Source organism: Cognatishimia sp. F0-27 (assembly GCF_020667845.1).
Lineage (GTDB): Bacteria > Pseudomonadota > Alphaproteobacteria > Rhodobacterales > Rhodobacteraceae > JAFMPQ01.
In genome coordinates this window covers 1-17662 of sequence record NZ_JAFMPQ010000039.1, presented here as the reverse complement: position 1 = coordinate 17662, position 17662 = coordinate 1, and the positions used below count along the sequence as shown (strand labels likewise).

General features: G+C 64.9%; 15 protein-coding genes and 1 other RNA gene. 7 read left to right on the top strand and 9 right to left on the bottom strand.

The genetic code is table 11. The features are described 5' to 3' along the window. Nucleotides 1-8: 8 nt before the first annotated feature. Nucleotides 9-1826 carry a phosphogluconate dehydratase gene (gene edd / locus J1C49_RS17905; protein ID WP_227447210.1) on the bottom strand — a complete coding sequence of 606 codons (1818 nt, stop codon included), beginning with the start codon at nt 1824-1826 and terminating at the stop codon, nt 9-11. 353 nt (nt 1827-2179) lie between these two features. On the opposite strand from edd, the gene J1C49_RS17900 reads away from it, so the two are divergent. The 3 genes from J1C49_RS17900 to J1C49_RS17890 all read left to right on the top strand — a co-directional run bounded on the left by J1C49_RS17900 (nt 2180) and on the right by J1C49_RS17890 (nt 5116). Beyond that, nucleotides 2180-3388, top strand: coding sequence for an RSP_2647 family RNA methyltransferase (locus J1C49_RS17900; RefSeq protein ID WP_227447209.1), 1209 nt, complete (start codon nt 2180-2182; stop codon nt 3386-3388). Next, a complete protein-coding gene (locus J1C49_RS17895) occupies nt 3385-3927 on the top strand; it encodes an RSP_2648 family PIN domain-containing protein (RefSeq protein ID WP_227447208.1) in 543 nt (180 codons plus the stop codon). Before J1C49_RS17900 ends, J1C49_RS17895 begins: the two co-directional genes overlap by 4 nt. Nucleotides 3928-4039: 112 nt before the next feature. Then, nucleotides 4040-5116 (top strand): ABC transporter ATP-binding protein, encoded by a 1077-nt coding sequence (locus tag J1C49_RS17890; RefSeq protein WP_227447207.1) that lies wholly within the window; start codon nt 4040-4042, stop codon nt 5114-5116. A gap of 20 nt (nt 5117-5136) precedes the next feature. Here the strand turns inward: J1C49_RS17890 and J1C49_RS17885 are convergent, their stop codons facing one another. The 6 genes from J1C49_RS17885 to J1C49_RS17860 all read right to left on the bottom strand — a co-directional run bounded on the left by J1C49_RS17885 (nt 5137) and on the right by J1C49_RS17860 (nt 8697). After that, complete coding sequence (locus J1C49_RS17885) at nt 5137-5379, bottom strand: ribbon-helix-helix domain-containing protein (protein WP_227447206.1); 243 nt, start codon at nt 5377-5379, stop codon at nt 5137-5139. Next, a complete protein-coding gene (locus J1C49_RS17880; RefSeq protein ID WP_227447205.1) occupies nt 5376-5552 on the bottom strand; it encodes a DUF4169 family protein in 177 nt (58 codons plus the stop codon). The genes J1C49_RS17885 and J1C49_RS17880 overlap by 4 nt, the downstream gene beginning before the upstream one ends. Before the next feature lie 36 nt (nt 5553-5588). After that, nucleotides 5589-6083: an SspB family protein gene (locus J1C49_RS17875; RefSeq protein ID WP_227447204.1), complete on the bottom strand. Its 495-nt coding sequence runs from the start codon at nt 6081-6083 to the stop codon at nt 5589-5591. 70 nt (nt 6084-6153) lie between these two features. After that, nucleotides 6154-7416, bottom strand: coding sequence for a chromate efflux transporter (gene chrA, locus J1C49_RS17870; protein ID WP_227447203.1), 1263 nt, complete (start codon nt 7414-7416; stop codon nt 6154-6156). 232 nt (nt 7417-7648) lie between these two features. Further along, nucleotides 7649-8359 carry a DUF1194 domain-containing protein gene (locus tag J1C49_RS17865; RefSeq protein WP_227447202.1) on the bottom strand — a complete coding sequence of 237 codons (711 nt, stop codon included), beginning with the start codon at nt 8357-8359 and terminating at the stop codon, nt 7649-7651. Between the two features lie 122 nt (nt 8360-8481). Further along, a complete protein-coding gene (locus J1C49_RS17860; RefSeq protein ID WP_227447201.1) occupies nt 8482-8697 on the bottom strand; it encodes a hypothetical protein in 216 nt (71 codons plus the stop codon). A gap of 251 nt (nt 8698-8948) precedes the next feature. Between J1C49_RS17860 and J1C49_RS17855 the strand changes: the two genes are divergently transcribed. Further along, nucleotides 8949-12152: a calcium-binding protein gene (locus J1C49_RS17855; RefSeq protein WP_227447200.1), complete on the top strand. Its 3204-nt coding sequence runs from the start codon at nt 8949-8951 to the stop codon at nt 12150-12152. A 113-nt stretch (nt 12153-12265) separates the two neighbouring features. Here the strand turns inward: J1C49_RS17855 and J1C49_RS17850 are convergent, their stop codons facing one another. Further along, nucleotides 12266-12583: a TraR/DksA C4-type zinc finger protein gene (locus J1C49_RS17850; protein ID WP_227447199.1), complete on the bottom strand. Its 318-nt coding sequence runs from the start codon at nt 12581-12583 to the stop codon at nt 12266-12268. Between the two features lie 186 nt (nt 12584-12769). Continuing rightward, nucleotides 12770-13122: a transfer-messenger RNA gene (ssrA, locus tag J1C49_RS17845) on the bottom strand. A gap of 86 nt (nt 13123-13208) precedes the next feature. Between ssrA and J1C49_RS17840 the strand changes: the two genes are divergently transcribed. From J1C49_RS17840 to J1C49_RS17830, 3 genes are all read left to right on the top strand, one after another. Next, nucleotides 13209-15035: an ABC-F family ATP-binding cassette domain-containing protein gene (locus J1C49_RS17840; RefSeq protein ID WP_227447198.1), complete on the top strand. Its 1827-nt coding sequence runs from the start codon at nt 13209-13211 to the stop codon at nt 15033-15035. Between the two features lie 271 nt (nt 15036-15306). After that, nucleotides 15307-16437 carry an acetoin utilization protein AcuC gene (locus J1C49_RS17835; protein ID WP_227447238.1) on the top strand — a complete coding sequence of 377 codons (1131 nt, stop codon included), beginning with the start codon at nt 15307-15309 and terminating at the stop codon, nt 16435-16437. Nucleotides 16438-16487: 50 nt separating this feature from the next. Beyond that, nucleotides 16488-17414, top strand: a complete 927-nt coding sequence (locus J1C49_RS17830) for an aminotransferase class IV (protein ID WP_227447197.1) — start codon at nt 16488-16490, stop codon at nt 17412-17414. The last annotated feature ends 248 nt before the right edge of the window (nt 17415-17662 follow it).

Here is a 17662-nt window from a genome sequence, read left to right as displayed (position 1 = left end):
CTGGCGGGTCATACGACGACACCCGCGCCTGACGAGGCCAGCCCGACATTGGCGCGGAACGCCGCGAAGAGTTCACGACCAACCCCATGCCCATTGCCGGACAGGTCCGCCGTCACCGGGCTGCGGGCATCGAAATCTTCTGCAAGACAGGCAATCGTGCCGGCCTTTGCATCGACACGCACCATATCACCGTCGCGCACACGCGCCAGTGGCCCGCCATCCGCGGCTTCCGGACAGACGTGGATCGCCGACGGCACCTTGCCGGACGCGCCGGACATGCGCCCATCGGTGACCAGCGCCACCTTGAGACCGCGATCCTGAAGCACCGCCAGCGTCGGCGTGAGCGAGTGCAACTCGGGCATGCCGTTGGATTTGGGGCCCTGGAACCGCACAACGATCACCGTATCGGAGGTGAACTCGCCCGCCTTGAAGGCGGTTTTCACGTCTTCCTGATCGTGGAACACGCGGGCCGGGGCCTCGATCACGTGGCGCGACGGATCCACCGCCGAGGTTTTCATCATCCCGTGACCCAGATTGCCGTGCAACTGGCGCAAGCCGCCCGTCGGCTGGAACGGGTTCGTGGCCGGGCGCAGGATCTTCTCGTTCTCGGATTTGCGCGGCGCATCCTCATAGACGACTTCGCCGTTCTTGAGCTTCGGCTCCAGCGCATAGCGCGCCAACCCGTCGCCGCCCACCGTCGTCACATCGTCATGCAGAAGCCCGGCCTCCAGCAACTCGCCGATCATGTATTGCAGGCCGCCCGCGGCGTGGAAGTGGTTCACATCCGCAAGCCCGTTGGGATAGACCTTCGCCATCAGCGGCGTCACCGAGGAGATGTCGTCGAAATCCTCCAGCGCGAGGTCGATCCCCGCCGCGCGCGCCATCGCCGGCAGGTGCAGCACGAGGTTGGTCGAGCCCCCCGTCGCCATCAGGCCGACGATGCCGTTCACAAAGGCCTTGGCGTCGAGGATGTCGCAAACCGGGCGGTAATCATTGCCAAGCGCCGTGATCTCCAGAGCCCGTGTCGCGGCCGCCGTGGTCAGCGCCTCGCGCAGCGGGGTGCCGGGATTGACAAAGCTCGCACCCGGCAGGTGCAGCCCCATGAACTCCATCAGCATCTGGTTGGAATTGGCGGTGCCATAGAAGGTGCAGGTGCCGGGGCTGTGATACGAGGCCATCTCGGCCTCCATCAGCTTGTCCCGGCCGACTTCTCCGGCGGCGAATTGCTGGCGCACCTTCGCCTTCTCGTCATTGGGCAGGCCAGACACCATTGGTCCGGCGGGCACGAACAGGCCGGGAATGTAGCCGAAGGTGGCCGCCGCGATCACCAGCCCGGGCACGATCTTGTCACACACGCCAAGATACAGCGCGCTGTCAAAGGTGTTGTGGCTGAGGCCAACCCCGGCCGCCAGCGCGATCACATCGCGCGAGAACAGCGACAGTTCCATGCCGACCTGGCCCTGGGTCACACCGTCGCACATGGCCGGAACCCCGCCCGCGACCTGTGCCGTGCCGCCCGCGTTCCGCGCGGCGGCGCGGATGATGTCGGGGTATTTTTCAAAGGGCTGATGCGCCGAAAGCATGTCGTTATAGGCGGTCACGATCCCGATATTGGGCGCGCGGTGGCCTGCAAGGCTGTCCTTGTCCCCACCCATCGCGGCATAGGCATGGGCCTGGTTGCCACAGCTGAGATGCGCCCGGCGCGGGCCTTCCTCCGCGGCGCGGCGCATGCGGTCGAGATAGGTCGCGCGACGTTCGGCGGAGCGCGCCTCGATCCGTGCAGTCACCTTGGCAATCGTATCGTTCATGGATCCGGTCCCGGCCATGGGGTCCTCCCAGCTAAGCGTGATCATAAACCGGCGCGCAGCGGTCGCGCCCGTGTTTGGCCGTGCTCTACCGTAGTTAGCGCTAACAGTAAAGGGGGTAAGGCGTGGTAAACCGGGTGCGTCTCGGCGCGACAAGGCAGGGGCGCGGTAACGCGTCAGGCGGGCGTGTCGAGCGTGGCGCCGGGCAGGGGCCGGCACAATCGGCGACGCAGCCACCGCGCGCGGTGCCGCCGGTCGGGGGAGGCGCGATGGGCTTGCCGGGCGCCGGTGCCATGGCGGGGGCGGGCGCCCCGGTCCGCGACGGCGATCAGCCGGTGCTTTCCACCCGGGGCCGGGCACGCTAAAGCGGGGCCATGACAGAGCATGACACCGCCGACGCGCGGCCCGCGATCCGCCTGAAGCCCAAAGCCAATGTCCGTGCCATCCGGCGCGGCGCGCCTTGGGTCTTTGACAACGAACTGGTGCTGGACCGGCGGACCAAGAAACTGGCCCCCGGCACGCTTGCCGTGCTCGAAGACGCCGAGCGGCAGCCGCTTGGCCTTGTGGGCGTGAACCCCAATTCGCGCATCACGGCGCGCATGCTCGACGCCGACAGCGCGGCGCGCATCGACGCGGACTGGTTCGCGGCGCGGCTCTCCAAGGCCCTGTCGCTGCGGGAGCGGCTCTATGATGCGCCGTATTATCGTCTCGTTCATGCCGAAGCGGACGGTCTGCCGGGGCTGGTGGTCGACCGGTTTGGCGACACCTGCGTGCTCCAGCCCAACGCCGCCTGGCTCGACCGGCTCGAAACGCCGCTGGTGGAGGCGCTTGTGGCGGTCACCGGTGTCACCACCGTGCTCAAGAACGCCTCCGGGCGGGGCCGCGCTCTCGAAGGGCTCGATGAGGCCGATGCCGTCCTGCGCGGCGCGGCGCCTGACGCGCCCGTTCCGGTTGGGATGAACGAGGCCATCTACATGGCCGATCTCACCGGCGGGCAGAAGACCGGCCTGTTTTATGACCAGCGCGACAACCATGCCTTTGCCGCCCGTCTGGCGCCCGGTGCCCGTGTGCTGGACGTCTTCAGCCATGTGGGCGGCTTTGCGCTCGCGGCTCTCGCCAACGGCGCCGCCAACGCGCTCTGTGTCGATGGCTCCGCGCCCGCGCTGGCGCTGGCCGAAGAGGGCGCGCGCCGCATGGGGGCGCAAGACCGCTTCACCGCCCGGCGCGGCGATGCCTTCGACGTGCTGGAAGCGCTGCACGAGGACGCGGCGCAATTCGACCTCGTGATCTGCGACCCACCCGCCTTCGCGCCCGCCAAACCCGCGCTTGAGAAGGGCTTGCGCGCCTATGAACGGGTCGCCCGGCTTGCGGCGCCCCGCGTCGCGGAAGACGGGTATCTGGTGCTGTGCTCCTGTTCTCACGCGGCGGATCTGGCGAGCTTCACCGGCGCGTGCCTGCGCGGCATCGGGCGGGCCGGACGCCGGGCGCAGCTGATCCACACCGGACAGGCGGGGGCGGACCATCCGCTGATGCCCCAGCTTGCCGAATCCGGTTATCTCAAAGCGCTGTTCTTCCGGCTGTGAAGCTCCTGCTCGACACCTGCGTGCTCTATCCGTCGGTGATGCGCGCGGTGCTGCTGGGCGCGGCCGGGCAGGGGTTGTTCACCCCGCTCTGGTCAGTGCGGATTCTCGAGGAATGGGCCCGCGCCGCCCGCAAGATCGGCCCGCTGGGCGAAGCGCAGGCCCGCGCGGAAATCGCCCTCGTTCAGGCGCAGCACCCCAAGGCGGTTGTCACCTGGCCACCATCGCTGGAAAGCCGCCTCTGGCTCCCGGACAGCCATGACGTCCACGTGCTGGCCGCCGCCGTGGCTGGTCATGCCGATACGATCATCACGCTGAACGCAAAGGACTTTCCGCGTCATATCCTCGCCGAGGAGGGGCTGACGCGCTGTGATCCCGATGCGCTCCTATACGGGTTCTGGCTGGACAATCCTGACACAATTGACAGCATATGTCAGAGTGTCCTGGCGGATGCGCAAACCCTGTCAGGGGATGACTGGACGATGCGCGCCCTGCTCAAGAAAGCCCGGCTCCCGCGCCTCGCAAAGGCGGTTGCACCGTGAGCGGGAGGCGCGCACAAAACCCGGTCGAGGGTTGCAGCGCGCGGGGCGGCCTGCTACCTCCGTGCAAACCCGACGCAAACGGTCGGATAGTCGAAAAGGCAAGGGCTTGAGCGTGTCGTCTCCCCCGCGATTGGAAATCCGCAATCTGATTCGGCGCTACGACGGCAAGGCGGTGGTCGATGATGTCTCGCTCAGCATCCAGCCGGGGCATGTCACCTGTCTTCTGGGGCCGTCGGGCTGTGGCAAATCCACGACCCTGCGCATCATCGCCGGTGTGGACATGCAGGATTCCGGCACGATCCATCTCGATGGTGCGCTGATTTGCGACACCCAAACGCGGGTGCCGCCGGAACGCCGCTCGATCGGCCTGATGTTTCAGGATTTTGCCCTCTTTCCCCATCTTTCAGTTGGCGAAAACGTTGCTTTCGGCCTGCGTGGCACGCGCGCCGAAAAATATGACCGCAGCCGGGCGCTGCTCGATCGGGTCGGGCTGGCGCATTACATCGACGAATACCCGCATCAACTGTCGGGGGGTGAGCAACAGCGCGTGGCGCTCGCGCGCGCGGTAGCGCCCAAGCCCAAGGTCATGCTTATGGATGAGCCTTTTTCCGGGCTCGACAACCGGCTGCGGGACGGGATCCGCGATGACACGCTCGATCTGCTCAAAGAAGAAGGCGCGTCGGTGCTGCTGGTCACGCATGAACCCGAAGAGGCGATGCGCATGGCCGATGAAATCGCCTTGATGCGTGACGGAAAGATCGTTCAACGCGGCGCGCCCTACAACATCTACAATGCGCCTGCCGACAAGGCTGCGGTATCCTTTTTCAGTGATATCAATGTTTTGCGGGGCACAGTGCGCGGCGCGCTGACGGATACCCCCTTCGGGCAGTTTCTTGCCCCCGGGGTGCCGGATGGGGGCGAGGTGGAAATCGTGTTTCGCCCGCAGCATGTCAGCATCGATTTTGATCGCGGCGGGCGCGGCCCAAACCCTACCGCGATTGCGGGCACGCCGGCGCGTGGCACGGTGCAGCGCGCGCGCTTCATGGGGTCCGAAAGCCTGATCGAGTTCAGCATGGACCATGATCAGCAAACGCTCAAAGCCACCGTGCCGAATGTATTCCTGCCCAAGCCCGGCACGCCGCTCTGGTTGACCGTCCGGCGGGATCGCTGCTTCGTGTTTCCCGTTTAGCCTCGGGATATCACATAAAATCAGGAGCTTTTGCGAAGGTCTTCAAGTTCGGCCTGAAGGCGGCCGAGTATGAAGACGCGGATCGACGAGGCCAGTCCCACCATCGGATCGCGGGTTTCGTCGATTTCGGAGGCCAGCGCGTTGATCGGCTTGCCCTCTGCGGCGGCAATGGTGCGGAAGGCGGTCCAGAACGCGTCCTCGAGCGAGACAGAGGTGCGATGCCCGCGCAACGTCAACGATCGTTTTACGGGCCGACCGCTCATTCCTGTTCGTGGCCGTCGAGATCGCGCCGGGCTTTTTCGGCGCGGGCCTGTTCGAGCGCCTTTTCCGCCTTGCTGCGGCCAAAGCGTGCCGCGTTCTCGTCGGCTTTCTTGCGCGTCTCGTCGCGGGCGCGGGCTTTGCGGTATTGGTTCAGGTTGATCGGTTTTTCGGCCATGCCCACACCATCGGCGGTGCCGCGGCGATGCGCGGCTTATTTTCGGAACTGATCGAGGCTCACCACCTCGGCATCCCCGCTCTGTGCCGCGGGTTTGTGCGCGGTCTCGGCGGGCCGGGCCGGCGCGATGCTGTCATCGCTGTCCGCGTCGTTGTCGGACAGGTCCTCTTCGTCTTCGTCCTGGCTTTCGAAGCGCAGACCAAACTCAACGGAGGGATCGACAAAGGTTTTGATCGAATCGTAGGGGATATAGAGCCGCTCGGGCGCGTCGCCGAAATTCAGGGTGACGGCAAAGCCCTCATCCGTCACGTCGAGATCATCGAACCAGTGCTGCATGACCACGGTCATCTCGCCCGGATAGCGGTCCGAGAGCCAGTCTGCCAGCTCCGCGTCCGGGTGGGCCGTGTCAAAGGTGATGAAGAAGTGATGCTCCCCGGGCAGGCCATTCTGGGCGACCCCTTCCAGCACGGTCTGGATCAGCCCGCGCATGGCGTGGTGCATGAGTTTTCCATAGTCGATGTCCGATGACATGGTGCCGCCCCCCGGGTTTGCTGCGGTCAAGCATATTGCAATTGCCGCCAAGTGAAAGGGGCGATTTCCGCTAAGGCAGCAAACCGAGGCGCCCCGCCAGCCATGCTGTCGCCGCCAGTGTCAACAGGGTGAACACAACCCCGCGTCGCAGCGGTCCGAGAAGCCCCGCGCCCAGAATCACCAACCCCAGAACGCCCCAGGACAGCGATCCCCAGACGGGCCTGTCCAGCGTGATCGCGCCGAACTGCATCGGGGTTGTCGCGGCAAACAGGACGTGGATTGCAAACCAGAGCGACAGGCTGGCGATCACCCCGACAACCGCTGCCGTGATCGCCTTCAGCGCCGCCGCGATCCGGGGCCGGTGCAGCAGCGTCTCGATGAAGGGGGCGCCCGCAAAGACGAGCACGAAACAGGGCACAAACGTCATCCAGAGCGTGATCGCTCCGGCCAGCAGGGCAAGGCCCGTGCCGCCCGCGCCGAAACCGGCCAGCATGGCCACGAATTGCGTGACGAGGATCAGCGGACCGGGTGTGGTTTCCGCAAGCCCCAGCGCGTCGACCATCTGCTCGGCGGTCAGCCATCCCTGGGCCGTCACGGCCTCTTGGGTCATCCACGCCAGAAGCGCGTAAGCGCCGCCAAAACTCAGCGCGGCGAGTTTGGCGAAAAACACCGCGATCTGCGCGAGCAGGTCCTGCCCGAGGGCAAAGAGGATCGGGATCGGCGCGAGCCACAGCACCAGCCAAATCACCGCGCGCCATGGTCTTCGGACGGATATCGGGGCGGGGTGCTCTGCGGGCAGGCTGGCACGGGCGCGCCACCAGCCGGTCCCGGCCGCGGCGAGGATCACCAGCGGGAAGGGCGCGCCAAAGACAAAAAGCGCGACAAAGGCGGCTGCGGCCAGCGCCTGCTCCGCGCCATCGCTCAGGGCTTTTTGCGACAGCCGCCACACCGCTTGCGCGACGATCGCGATCACCGCGGCCTTGATTCCGGTCAAGGCCGCCTGCATGTCCGGCGCGGTGCCAAGCATCGCGTAGGCCAGCGCGAGCGCACCCATCACCAGCGCGCCCGGCAGCACGAACAGGCCACCGGCGATGATCCCGCCGGTAACGCCGCGCAATCGCCAGCCGGCATAGGTGGCGAGCTGCATCGCTTCCGGGCCGGGCAGCAGCATGCAAAAGCTCAGCGCCCGCAGAAACGAAGCCTCATCGAGCCAGCGGCGCTCCTCGACCAGCACGCGGTGCATCAGGGCGATCTGGGCGGCGGGACCACCGAAGGACAGGAGCCCGATTCGCGCGAAACTGCGCCACAGCGCGCCAATTGGGACCTCAGCCATTGGGTCGATCGCGGTGTTTCGTCGACCCCGTCCGCGCGCTCAGGGCGTGGCGCGGGATGCGCTGCGCGCGGCTCATCGCGCTTTCCCATCGGATTGGCACCTTGCACGCCGTCGACCAAAGAGCGGCCACCGTGTCATGACGGCGCGGCGCGAGGTGTCCTTCGCGCGGCTCATCGCGCTTTCCCGTCGGATTGGCGCCCTGCACGCCGTCGACCAAAGAGCGGCCACCGTGTCATGATGGCGCGGCCGTCGGCGCGGCGCAGGCGCGCGGGCAGGGCGCCGGCCGCTCCAACCGCCCCATCACGCGCGAGATCTCCCGCAGGATCTTGGCCCGGATCGCGCGGGCGTAGTCACGATGCCCCCGCGCTGTCATCACAAAGCCGTCGCGGGTGATGACCTGACGGCCATAGAAATTGGTGATGGCGACCCCGATCCCCTCGATCGCCAGCCCGTTCACCGTGACGCCCGCGCGCTCGGCCTGCCGCCGGATGCGGCTCACTTCGCCGCCCGCGTTCGGTGTGCCGTCGCCAGACATGTCGATCACGTGCCGCGCACAGTGCGGCACATCGCGGAACTGCCGCAACGCAAAGCGCAACGCCTCGGCGGGAGCGGTTTCCGACAGCACGAAAGCCCGCTCAAGCACCCGCACCCGCGCCGCAAATTCCGCGACGTGCAAGCCGGACCGCATCTGTGTCCAGGGGATGCTCAGCTCTTGCCGGTCCTCACCGGACCATTGCACGACCGACAACATCACGTCGTCGCGCACGAGGATCTCGGCAATCTCGGGATCGGCCAGCGCCGCGGCCAGCCCGTCGATCTGAAGCCGGTATTCGCTCGGATCGACGGAGTTCGACACGTCCATCGCAAGCATCAGGGCGGTCTGGCACGCCGCGGCGGCTGACATCTGGCATGAGAGAACGACTGCGCAAAGATAACGGATCATCCCTGCAAGGTGCGCGATCCACGCAAAGGGTCAAGCGTGAAATGCACCTGTCGCGTCCTCCGGCGTGTTGCCGCGGGTCACAGGCCGGGGCTCCTGTCACCGCGCGGGGGACACCCGCGGCGTCAATCCGCAGGCGCCCCATGGCGCACCACGTGCTTGGTCAGCCACATCACCGCTTCTTCAAGCCGGGTCAAAGCGAGATCCTTCTCCCGGCTGTCTTCCAGCCGGTCGAGCAAATCGCCGAAATCGGAGGCAATTTCCCGCGCGCCGTAGATGATCCGGTTCTCGGCATCGTCCATCGGGCGATACAGGGACCCGAACTGATCTTGCTGTTTCATGAAATCCGTTCCTCAACAAAAACCCCACAAAAGCTTTTGCACGGAGGTCTTAAGAAACCCTTGGCGTTCGGGCGCAGCGCCATCGCCGCGCACCCCACCGGATGGGCGCAAAACACGTTGACGCGGTAAATCCCTGCCGTTTAGCCTGACAGGAGTTTAGGCCCCTTGGGGCGTCCCTTGATTATCACCCATTGCATCGTCACCGCATCATTATCGCGGTCCATGCGCAAATTTCAGACGAAAGACGCTTCATGCCCGGACCAGACATAAACGACGCCGTCACCGGCGCTTACCGTATCGCCTGCGCGATCGTATACTGGAACTCCTATAATCTCACGCAGTTGCAAAACATCCTGCCCGGCGATAGCGAGCGGCTGACCGCGGACGAGGTCGACTGGACGCAATATGCGCGCATCCAGCTCGCGCCGGGTGATTTTTCCGGCGATTTCTCGGATGCCTTTTTTCTCGACTTGTCGGAAACGGTTCTGGAATTCGTGGATACCGTCGCGCGGCCGGGCACGACATCGGCCGGGTATGCACGCGCGCTGACCGCCATCGACAGCCTCGCCGGCGGACTGGTCCTGAGTGATTTTCTCAACACGATCAATGCCCGGATCGAGGAGTGTGTCATCAGTTTCGCACCCGATTGGCGCGACGATCTCAACACCACCAACAAGATCGCCTATGCCGCCGCCCCTGCACAATTCGCGGAGGTATCCGCGCGGCTGAGCGAGGTGGATCTCACGGACCCCGACGCACCCGGTCTTGGTGACGCCAATTCAGGCACCGGATCGGGCGCGCGCAGCGATTGGCGGCTCAACGGCGCCAGCGTCGGAACAACGGGCGATGATGTGATGACGCTTGGCGACACGGTGCAGATTGCGCACGGATTGGCGGGCGACGACACGATCACCGGCGGCGCGATGAACGACCGGCTGTTGGGCGGGGCGGGCGACGACGTGCTCTCGGGCGGGGCGGGCAATGACATCCTGACCGGCGGGATCGGGCAGGACAGCTACGTGATCACCCCCTTTTCGCAATCGATCACGGTGCAGGATCTCGGCCTCGCCGGAGAGTTTGACCAGATCGTGATCACCGGCCTTGCGCGCAATCAGGTGGAGTATGTGTATTCCGAGATCGACCCCACGACGCTGATCATTCGCAACACGCTGGACGGATCGCTGAGCACCTTCGTGCACGCGCTCGAAGACGGCGGCAACGATCAGATCGAGGCCATCGTCTACGATGACGGAACGGTAGACACCCGCGCCGATGTGATCGGGGATCTGCGCGCTTGGGATGTGCTGGGCGATGCGGACAGCCCGTCCGAACCGCCCGAACGCGCCGTTGTCACCATCGGAGCCGAAATCTCGCTCGATGAAAGAGCCGATCCCACGCGCGCTGTGGATGTCGTCATCCCGGTTTGCGTGCCGGAGCCGGAGCGGGATCCCGGCACCCCGTTGCTGCCGGCGCTCGGAGACGGGCTCGGGGCCAGCACGATCACGCTCGCGCCGGTCGCGGGCACCGACGCGGGCGAGGCGCTGTTCGGCAATTCCGGGCGCAATGTGATCGACGGGCGCGGCGGCGATGACACGATCCGGGGCATGAGCGGTTTCGACACCATCATGGGCGGCGATGGCCACGACCTGATTGAAGGCGATCTGGAAAACCTTCCGCTGGTGCGGCCCGCCTTGCCGTCTCGGGTCTCGCTGCGCGACGAGACCGACCGGCTCTCCGCGACCGTGATCGACGTCTTTCTCGCGCCCGGCGAGGTCCAGACCATCGCCGTTGACGTTACGCTTGTGGACAATCTCGACAATCTCGCGGGGCGGCAATACCTGCGCGGCGATGGCGAAACTACGGCCACGCTGGCCTTTCTCGATGACACGGCCGCCTTCCGCAACACGTTCGGCAGCTATCTGATCGCGCCGGACGGGACGATATCGGACCCACGCATCATCTTTCAGGACGCCAGCATCGGCGTGCTCGAAATTGGCGAGACCCGTGACCTCGGTGTCGTTCCAGACGGGTTCGAACTGGGTTTCTTTCTCATTCCCAATGGCAACCGCCGCTTTGGCGATCTCGAAGGCCCGCTGCAATTCGTCAATCCCGAAACCGGCTGCCCGCCAAACGCCGCCGATCAGGTGCCGCCCCTGCTGATCCACAATGGCGTGGTTCTGAGCGATGCGGACGTGGTGCATATGGCCTATGCCAATCTCAATTTCGATGGTGCGGACCGGACGCGCTATTTCGTCGACGAAGAGGCCGACATCGTCTCCATCGGCATCGAGGATGCAGGGGATTTCGACTATACTGACATTGTCTTTTCCGTAGATCTCGACACCGAGCTGTCACAGGCTTTCGATCTCGACGCGGAGATCACAAGCGACGACTACGGTTACGCAACGCTGCTCACGGACCGCTTCGAAGACGTCTCCCCGGGCGACTACAGCTTCGAACTCGCGATCAGCGCCGCCGAAAACCTCGGCGCGGACACGCTGTTTCTCGATGTTGAAGGGGTCGGGCGTGTCTCGATCAACGTTCTGGTGCGCGACGGCTATGTCGACGAAATCGACGGCGGCGCGGGCAATGACACGATCAATGGCGGCTACGGCTCGGACATTCTCAACGGCGGCGACGACAACGACGAATTGCGCGGCCAGTCCGGCAATGATCAGATCGACGGTGGCGCAGGGCTCGACAGCATTGATGGCGGCATCGGCTTTGACATATTGCGCGGCGGTCTGGCCGCCGACACGCTGCGCGGCGCGGATGGCGAGGATAGCCTTCATGGCGATGAGGGCGCGGACAGCCTGACCGGCAATTTCGGGCGTGACCTGCTGATGGGCGGGGCAGGCAACGACACGCTGATCGGCGGGCAGGGCTTCGATCTTCTTGAAGGCGGGCAGGGCGCCGACAGCCTCGATGGCTCCACCGGCTTCGACACGCTGCTCGGCGGGACAGGCCACGACACGCTGCTCGGTCGCTCCGGCGCCGACAGTCTCGAAGGCGGCGCAGGCAACGACATCCTGCGGGGCGGTATCAATTTCGACACGCTGCGCGGCGATACCGGCGCGGACACGTTGCAGGGTGAAGCGGGGAACGACACGCTGTATGGCGGGGGTGGCGCGGACCGCTTGGAGGGCAATTTCGGGGATGACTGGTTGTTTGGCGGCGCCGGCGATGACGTGCTGATCGGCGGGCTTGGCCGCGACAGGTTTGCCTTTCTCGCGGGCGACGGGGCCGACCGCATCGCCGATTTTCAACCCGGGTTCGACAGCATCGCCATCGAGATCGCGGTGCTTGGGGCAGGGGCCACGATCAACGATCTGGCCCAAACCGTCCAGACCCCGTCCGGCGATGCCCTCACACTCGATTTCGGCAATGGCAACAGCCTGCAGATCGACGGCGTCACCGCGCTGTCGCAGGTGATCGACGACATCATCCTGTTCTGATCCGCCATGCCGTTCCGATCCGGCATCCAGCGCTGATCAAGCCCGCCGGGCGGGGCGCGCCCACCTTCCGGCGGCCCGCCCACCTTCCGGCGGCCTGCCCGGCGGAGCTCCGATCAGGCGGCGCAGCCCTTGCAGAACGGGGTCGCAGGCAACGCCTCAAGCCGCTCGGCGGAGATGTCGGACCCGCATTGCACGCAAATGCCATACGCGCCCTGCGCCAACCGATCGAGGGCGGCGTCGATCTGGCGCAGCTCCGACTGGTCGTGCAGCCCGAGCGATTCCAGAACCTCGTCCCCCTGGCGCTCCGAGGCGCGGTCTTCCCAATCCTTCGGCGGCTCGTCATCCAGCTGATCCTCGATCTTGCGGATGTCGCCGATCAACTCGGCTCTGCGCGCTCTGAGCGACCGTTCCTGGGCGGTCCAATCCGTCATCTCCGTGCTCCTCTCCTGTTGTGGTCATACCGACCATGACAGACGCTGCCGCGCCGTCTTTGATCTGTGGCAAGTCGCGGGCAGGGGCCGCTTTTCCACGCATCAGGCAAGGCACAACGATCGTGCCAGCGCGCGCGCGATACCGAACCAGAAAGCAACCAGAGAGAGAGAGAGAGAGAGGAAGGAAGTGCAGGCTTCTGTTGCCAGGTGCCTGCGAACCCCGCCTTACGCGGCTAGGCGCAAGGGCTTAGGTTTCGGTGTTACCCACTGCTTACGCAGCGAGTGCAACCGGAGCACGATTGTCGTTTGCAATTGTACTGTGTGAACCGATAACGGTGGTATCTCACCGGGACAAAGCCACATCTTTACACGTTCGTCGATCCTGTTTCGGCCCCATATCCCGCAAACGACGGGGGTGTTGGTGGAGCCGCCGGGTACCGCCCCCGGGTCCGATCCGCTTATTCCATGCGCGTTTATGCCCATAGTCCCGTTGCCGAGACATCCCTAATATAGGCATCGCTGCGCGGATTGCAAAGGGGGCGCAGGCGCGCCGCGCGCGAATTTCGCCGCGCGCGCGCCGCATGGGCGTCTTGACCGCTGGTGCCGCGCGGCATAGCTGGCAGGCATGGCTCAAACACCGCTTCTGCAACTCACCGATATCGCGCTGACCTTTGGCGGCGACCCTGTCTTTGCCGATCTGTCCCTCACCGTGCAGCCGGGCGACCGCGTCGCGCTTGTGGGCCGCAACGGCTCTGGCAAATCCACCCTGATGAAGGTCATGGCCGGTCTGGTCGAGGCCGACACGGGTGCTGTGACCGTGCCCACCGGCACGTCCGTCGGATACATGGAGCAGGACCCGGACCTGACCGGCTTCGACACGCTGGGCGATTTCGCCACCTCCGCGCTGGCCCCGTCCGAGCTTTACCGGGTTGAACGCGCCTCCGAAGGACTGAAATTCGACCCCGCGCGCCCGGTCTCCACCGCTTCAGGCGGCGAGCGGCGCCGCGCCGCGCTGGCCAAGCTGATGGCCGAAGCGCCGGACCTCATGCTGCTCGACGAGCCCACCAACCACCTCGATATCGAGGCCATTGGCTGGCTGGAAGACGAGCTCAAGGCGACCCGCGCGGGTTTTGTGCTCATCTCGCACGACCGGCGCTTTCTGACGGAGTTGACCCGCGCCACCCTCTGGATCGACCGGGGCGCGGTGCGGCGGCTTGAGAAAGGCTTCGCTGCCTTCGAGGACTGGCGCGACAAGATCTGGGAAGAAGAAGACATTCAGCGCCACAAGCTCGACCGCAAGATCAAGTCCGAGGCGAAATGGGCGGTCGAGGGAATCTCGGCGCGCCGCACCCGCAACCAGGGCCGCGTGCGGGCGCTCAAGGCGCTGCGGGCCGAACGCGCGAGCCAGATCACGCGGCAGGGCGCGGCGGCCATGGCGCTTGCGGACGGTCCGAAAAGCGGGCGCAAGGTGATCGAGGCGGTGGGCGTTGGCCACGCCTTCGGCGACAAGACGATCATTCGCGATTTCTCGCTCAAGGTCATGCGCGGCGACCGCATCGCCTTTGTCGGTCCGAACGGCGTCGGCAAGACCACCCTGATCCGCATCCTGATGGGCGAGATCGAACCGGATCAGGGCACCGTCTCGCTCGGCACCAATCTTGTGCCCGCGTTGTTTGACCAGTCCCGTGCGCAGCTCGATCCCGACATGTCGCTTTGGGAAAGCCTGACCGGCGACAAGGAGATGCGCGTCTCCGGCAAGGCGGATCAGGTGCTGGTGCGCGGTCAGCCGAAACACGTGGTCGGCTATCTCAAGGAGTTCCTGTTTGATGAGCGTCAGGCCCGCGCGCCGGTGCGCTCCCTGTCGGGCGGCGAGAAAGCGCGGTTGCTGCTCGCCAAGATCATGGCGCGGGAAAGCAACCTGCTGGTGCTCGACGAGCCGACCAACGACCTTGACGTGGAAACCCTCGATCTGTTGCAGGACATCCTGGGCGAGTATGACGGGACCGTTATGCTGATCAGCCACGACCGCGACTTTCTGGACCGGATGGCCACCACCACCATCGCCATGGAAGGCGACGGGCGCGCCACGGTCTATGCGGGCGGCTGGAGCGATTATCAGGCCCAGCGGCAGGCCAATGGCGCGGCGCGGCGTGCGCCGTCCACCTCCGAGACTGGGCGTGACAAGACGTCCGCGCCCAAGGCCAAGCCGAAGCCGGCGCAAAAGGGGCTGAGCTTCACCGAAAAGCATCGGCTGGAGGCGCTGCCGGCAGAGATCGAGCGCCTCGAGGCCGAGATCGGCAAGCTCGAAGGTCTGCTCGCCGATCCTGATCTGTTCACCCGCGAACCGGTGAAATTCCGAAAAGCCACCGAGGCACTCACCGCGCGGCAGGAGGCCTTGTCTGCGGCGGAGGAGGAATGGCTCACGCTTGAAGAAAAGGCCGAGGCCGGGTGAGCCGTCGGCGATTGGGTGCATACCGGTTGCGGGTGACGGCAGACCCCCTCGGGCGGCCTGTCTTGCGGATCGCGCGCGGCTGCGCCACACGGCGTTGTGGCGGGCCGCGAGGCGGGCGTGGTTGCCTTGACGGGATGCTGGCCCTGCAGCGCAGATCTCCGCGTCTTCGACGCCAAATGCTGCACCTGCGATACACATGGTTTGTGCATGGAATGTGCATGGATTGTGCGTCGCCCGTTTTGGCCGGTCCTGATGCCGGTTGCCGGATGTGATGGAGGGCGCCGGCACAGGGTCTGCACTCTTTATCGGGGGGCGCATCTATCGCGGCTCACGCTACGGGGCCACGCATCCGCTCTCCATTGAGCGTGTGCCGGCCGCGACCGATCTGGCCCGCGCTCTGGGGTGGTTGCCGGACCGGCTTTACCGGCCTTCGCCGCGGGCCAAGCCGAAGGCGCTTTATGCTTTTCACACAGAGGGTTATGTTTCTGCATTGATGCAGGCTGAGGCGATGCAGGCGGTCCCGGATGAAGCACGCGACCGGCACGGGTTGGGCACGCTATCCAACCCGATCTTTCCGGAGATGTTTCGCCGTCCGGCCACCGCCGTTGGGGGTGGCCTGCTCGCCGCCGAACTGGTCGCAAAGGGAGGTGTGGTCCACAACCCCGGTGGCGGCACCCATCACGGCTTGCCGGATCGGGCCGCCGGATTCTGCTATCTCAACGAGCCTGTCATCACGATAAAACGACTTTTGAACATGGGGTTACGGCGTGTATTTTATGTTGATATCGACGCGCACCACGGCGACGGTGTCGAGATCGGCTTTGCCGGATCGTCCCAGGTCCGAACGCTCTCGGTGCACGAAGACAAGCGCTGGCCGTTCACGGGTGCGCTGGGTGAAACGGCCGGTGGATCGAGCATCAACATCCCCGTGCCGCGCGGGTTCAACGATACCGAATTCGACGCAATCCTTTGGGAGGTGATCGTGCCGCATGTCGCCGCGTTCCGTCCGGACGCGATCTATCTGCAATGCGGTGCGGATGCCTTGCTGGAAGACCCGCTTTCCAGGCTAAGTCTCTCGAATAACGCACATATTTCTGCCGTTCATGCCTTGCGGCCACTGTCTCCTCGCTTGATCGTGTCCGGCGGAGGCGGCTACAATCCATGGTCGACCGCGCGGTGCTGGACCCGCATCTGGGGCGCGCTGAGCGGCGCGGAGGCGCCTGCGACGCTGCCCGATGAGGGACGCGCGGTGCTGCGCTCGCTGAGTTGGCACCGCAAGGGCAAACCCGGCCCAACGCTGCTGGACAGCTTGGCCGATCCACCCCGACACGGCCCATTGAGCGACCCGGTCCGCATGGCCATCCATCACCATAAAACGCGGCTGCGTCACCAAAATGCGTGACTTTCCGGTGCTTTACCTGCACAATATCGGGAGACGATAAAGGGTTTCATATGGCCACGACAACGCATGAAGCCGACGATGACGCGCGCAATCAGACCATCCTGATCAATGTAAACGGCGCGCTCGTCCCGCGTGAGCAAGCCGTCGTGTCGGTTTACGACTCGGGTTTCTTGCTCGGTGACGGCATGTGGGAGGGTCTGCGGCTCTACGAGGGCGTGTGGGCCTTTCTCGATGCCCATCTCGATCGCTTCTACGACGCATGCAAGACCGTCAGTCTCGATGTCGGCATGGATCGTGCCGGTTTGGTTGAAGAGCTAGAGAAAACGCGTATTGCCAACGGGATGCATACCGATGTTCATGCTCGCGTGATGCTTACGCGCGGCGTGAAGATCCGGCCTTTTCAGCACCCGTCCTTGTCTCGTTCCGGCCCGACTCTTGTGATCATCATGGAGCATTCACGGCCCGTTGACACCTTGGCGGAGCAGGGCATTCGCCTTGCAACGGTCCCGCAAGTACGCGGCTTGCCCATGTCGCAGGATGCCAAACTGAATTCGCACTCGAAGCTGAATTGCGTGATTGCCTGTCTACAGGCAGAACAAGCCGGTGCCGACGAGGGGCTCATGCTCGACCCGCATGGCTTCGTAAATACAACCAACGCTTGCAACTTTTTCATCGTGCGCCGGGGGGAGGTTTGGACCTCGACCGGAGACTACTGCATGAACGGCGTGACGCGTCAGGCGGTGATCGATCTTTGTCGGGCCGACGGGATCCCGGTCTTCGAGAAGAATTTTTCGTTATTCGAGGCCTATGGGGCGGAAGAGGCGTTTTTGACAGGCACGTTTGGTGCTCAGACACCTGTTTCGGAGATTGATGGCAAAAGGATCGGCGATGGACGCAGACCGATGACGGCGCGCATTCGCGCGCTCTACCGGGCGGAGATTGAGAAGCAGATCGATACCGTAGCCGCCGGCGGGTGAATTCTGGGCTTAGAAATGCGCCGCAGCAAAACGTGGCTGGTTGGCGTTGACCCTATACCGGCATGCGCGTTTTCCTTATGTGTAGTGGCGAGCGGAGCGCAGGTTACGCATTTCCCTGAAGGGCGTTTCTCTCCGCCGCGCAGTCAAACGGTCAATGGAGCTTCCCCTGATGTCTGAGATACCGCATCTTCTTGTTCACGAGCACGCTGACAACGTTGGTGTTGTTGTTGTTGAGGGCCTTGAGTCCG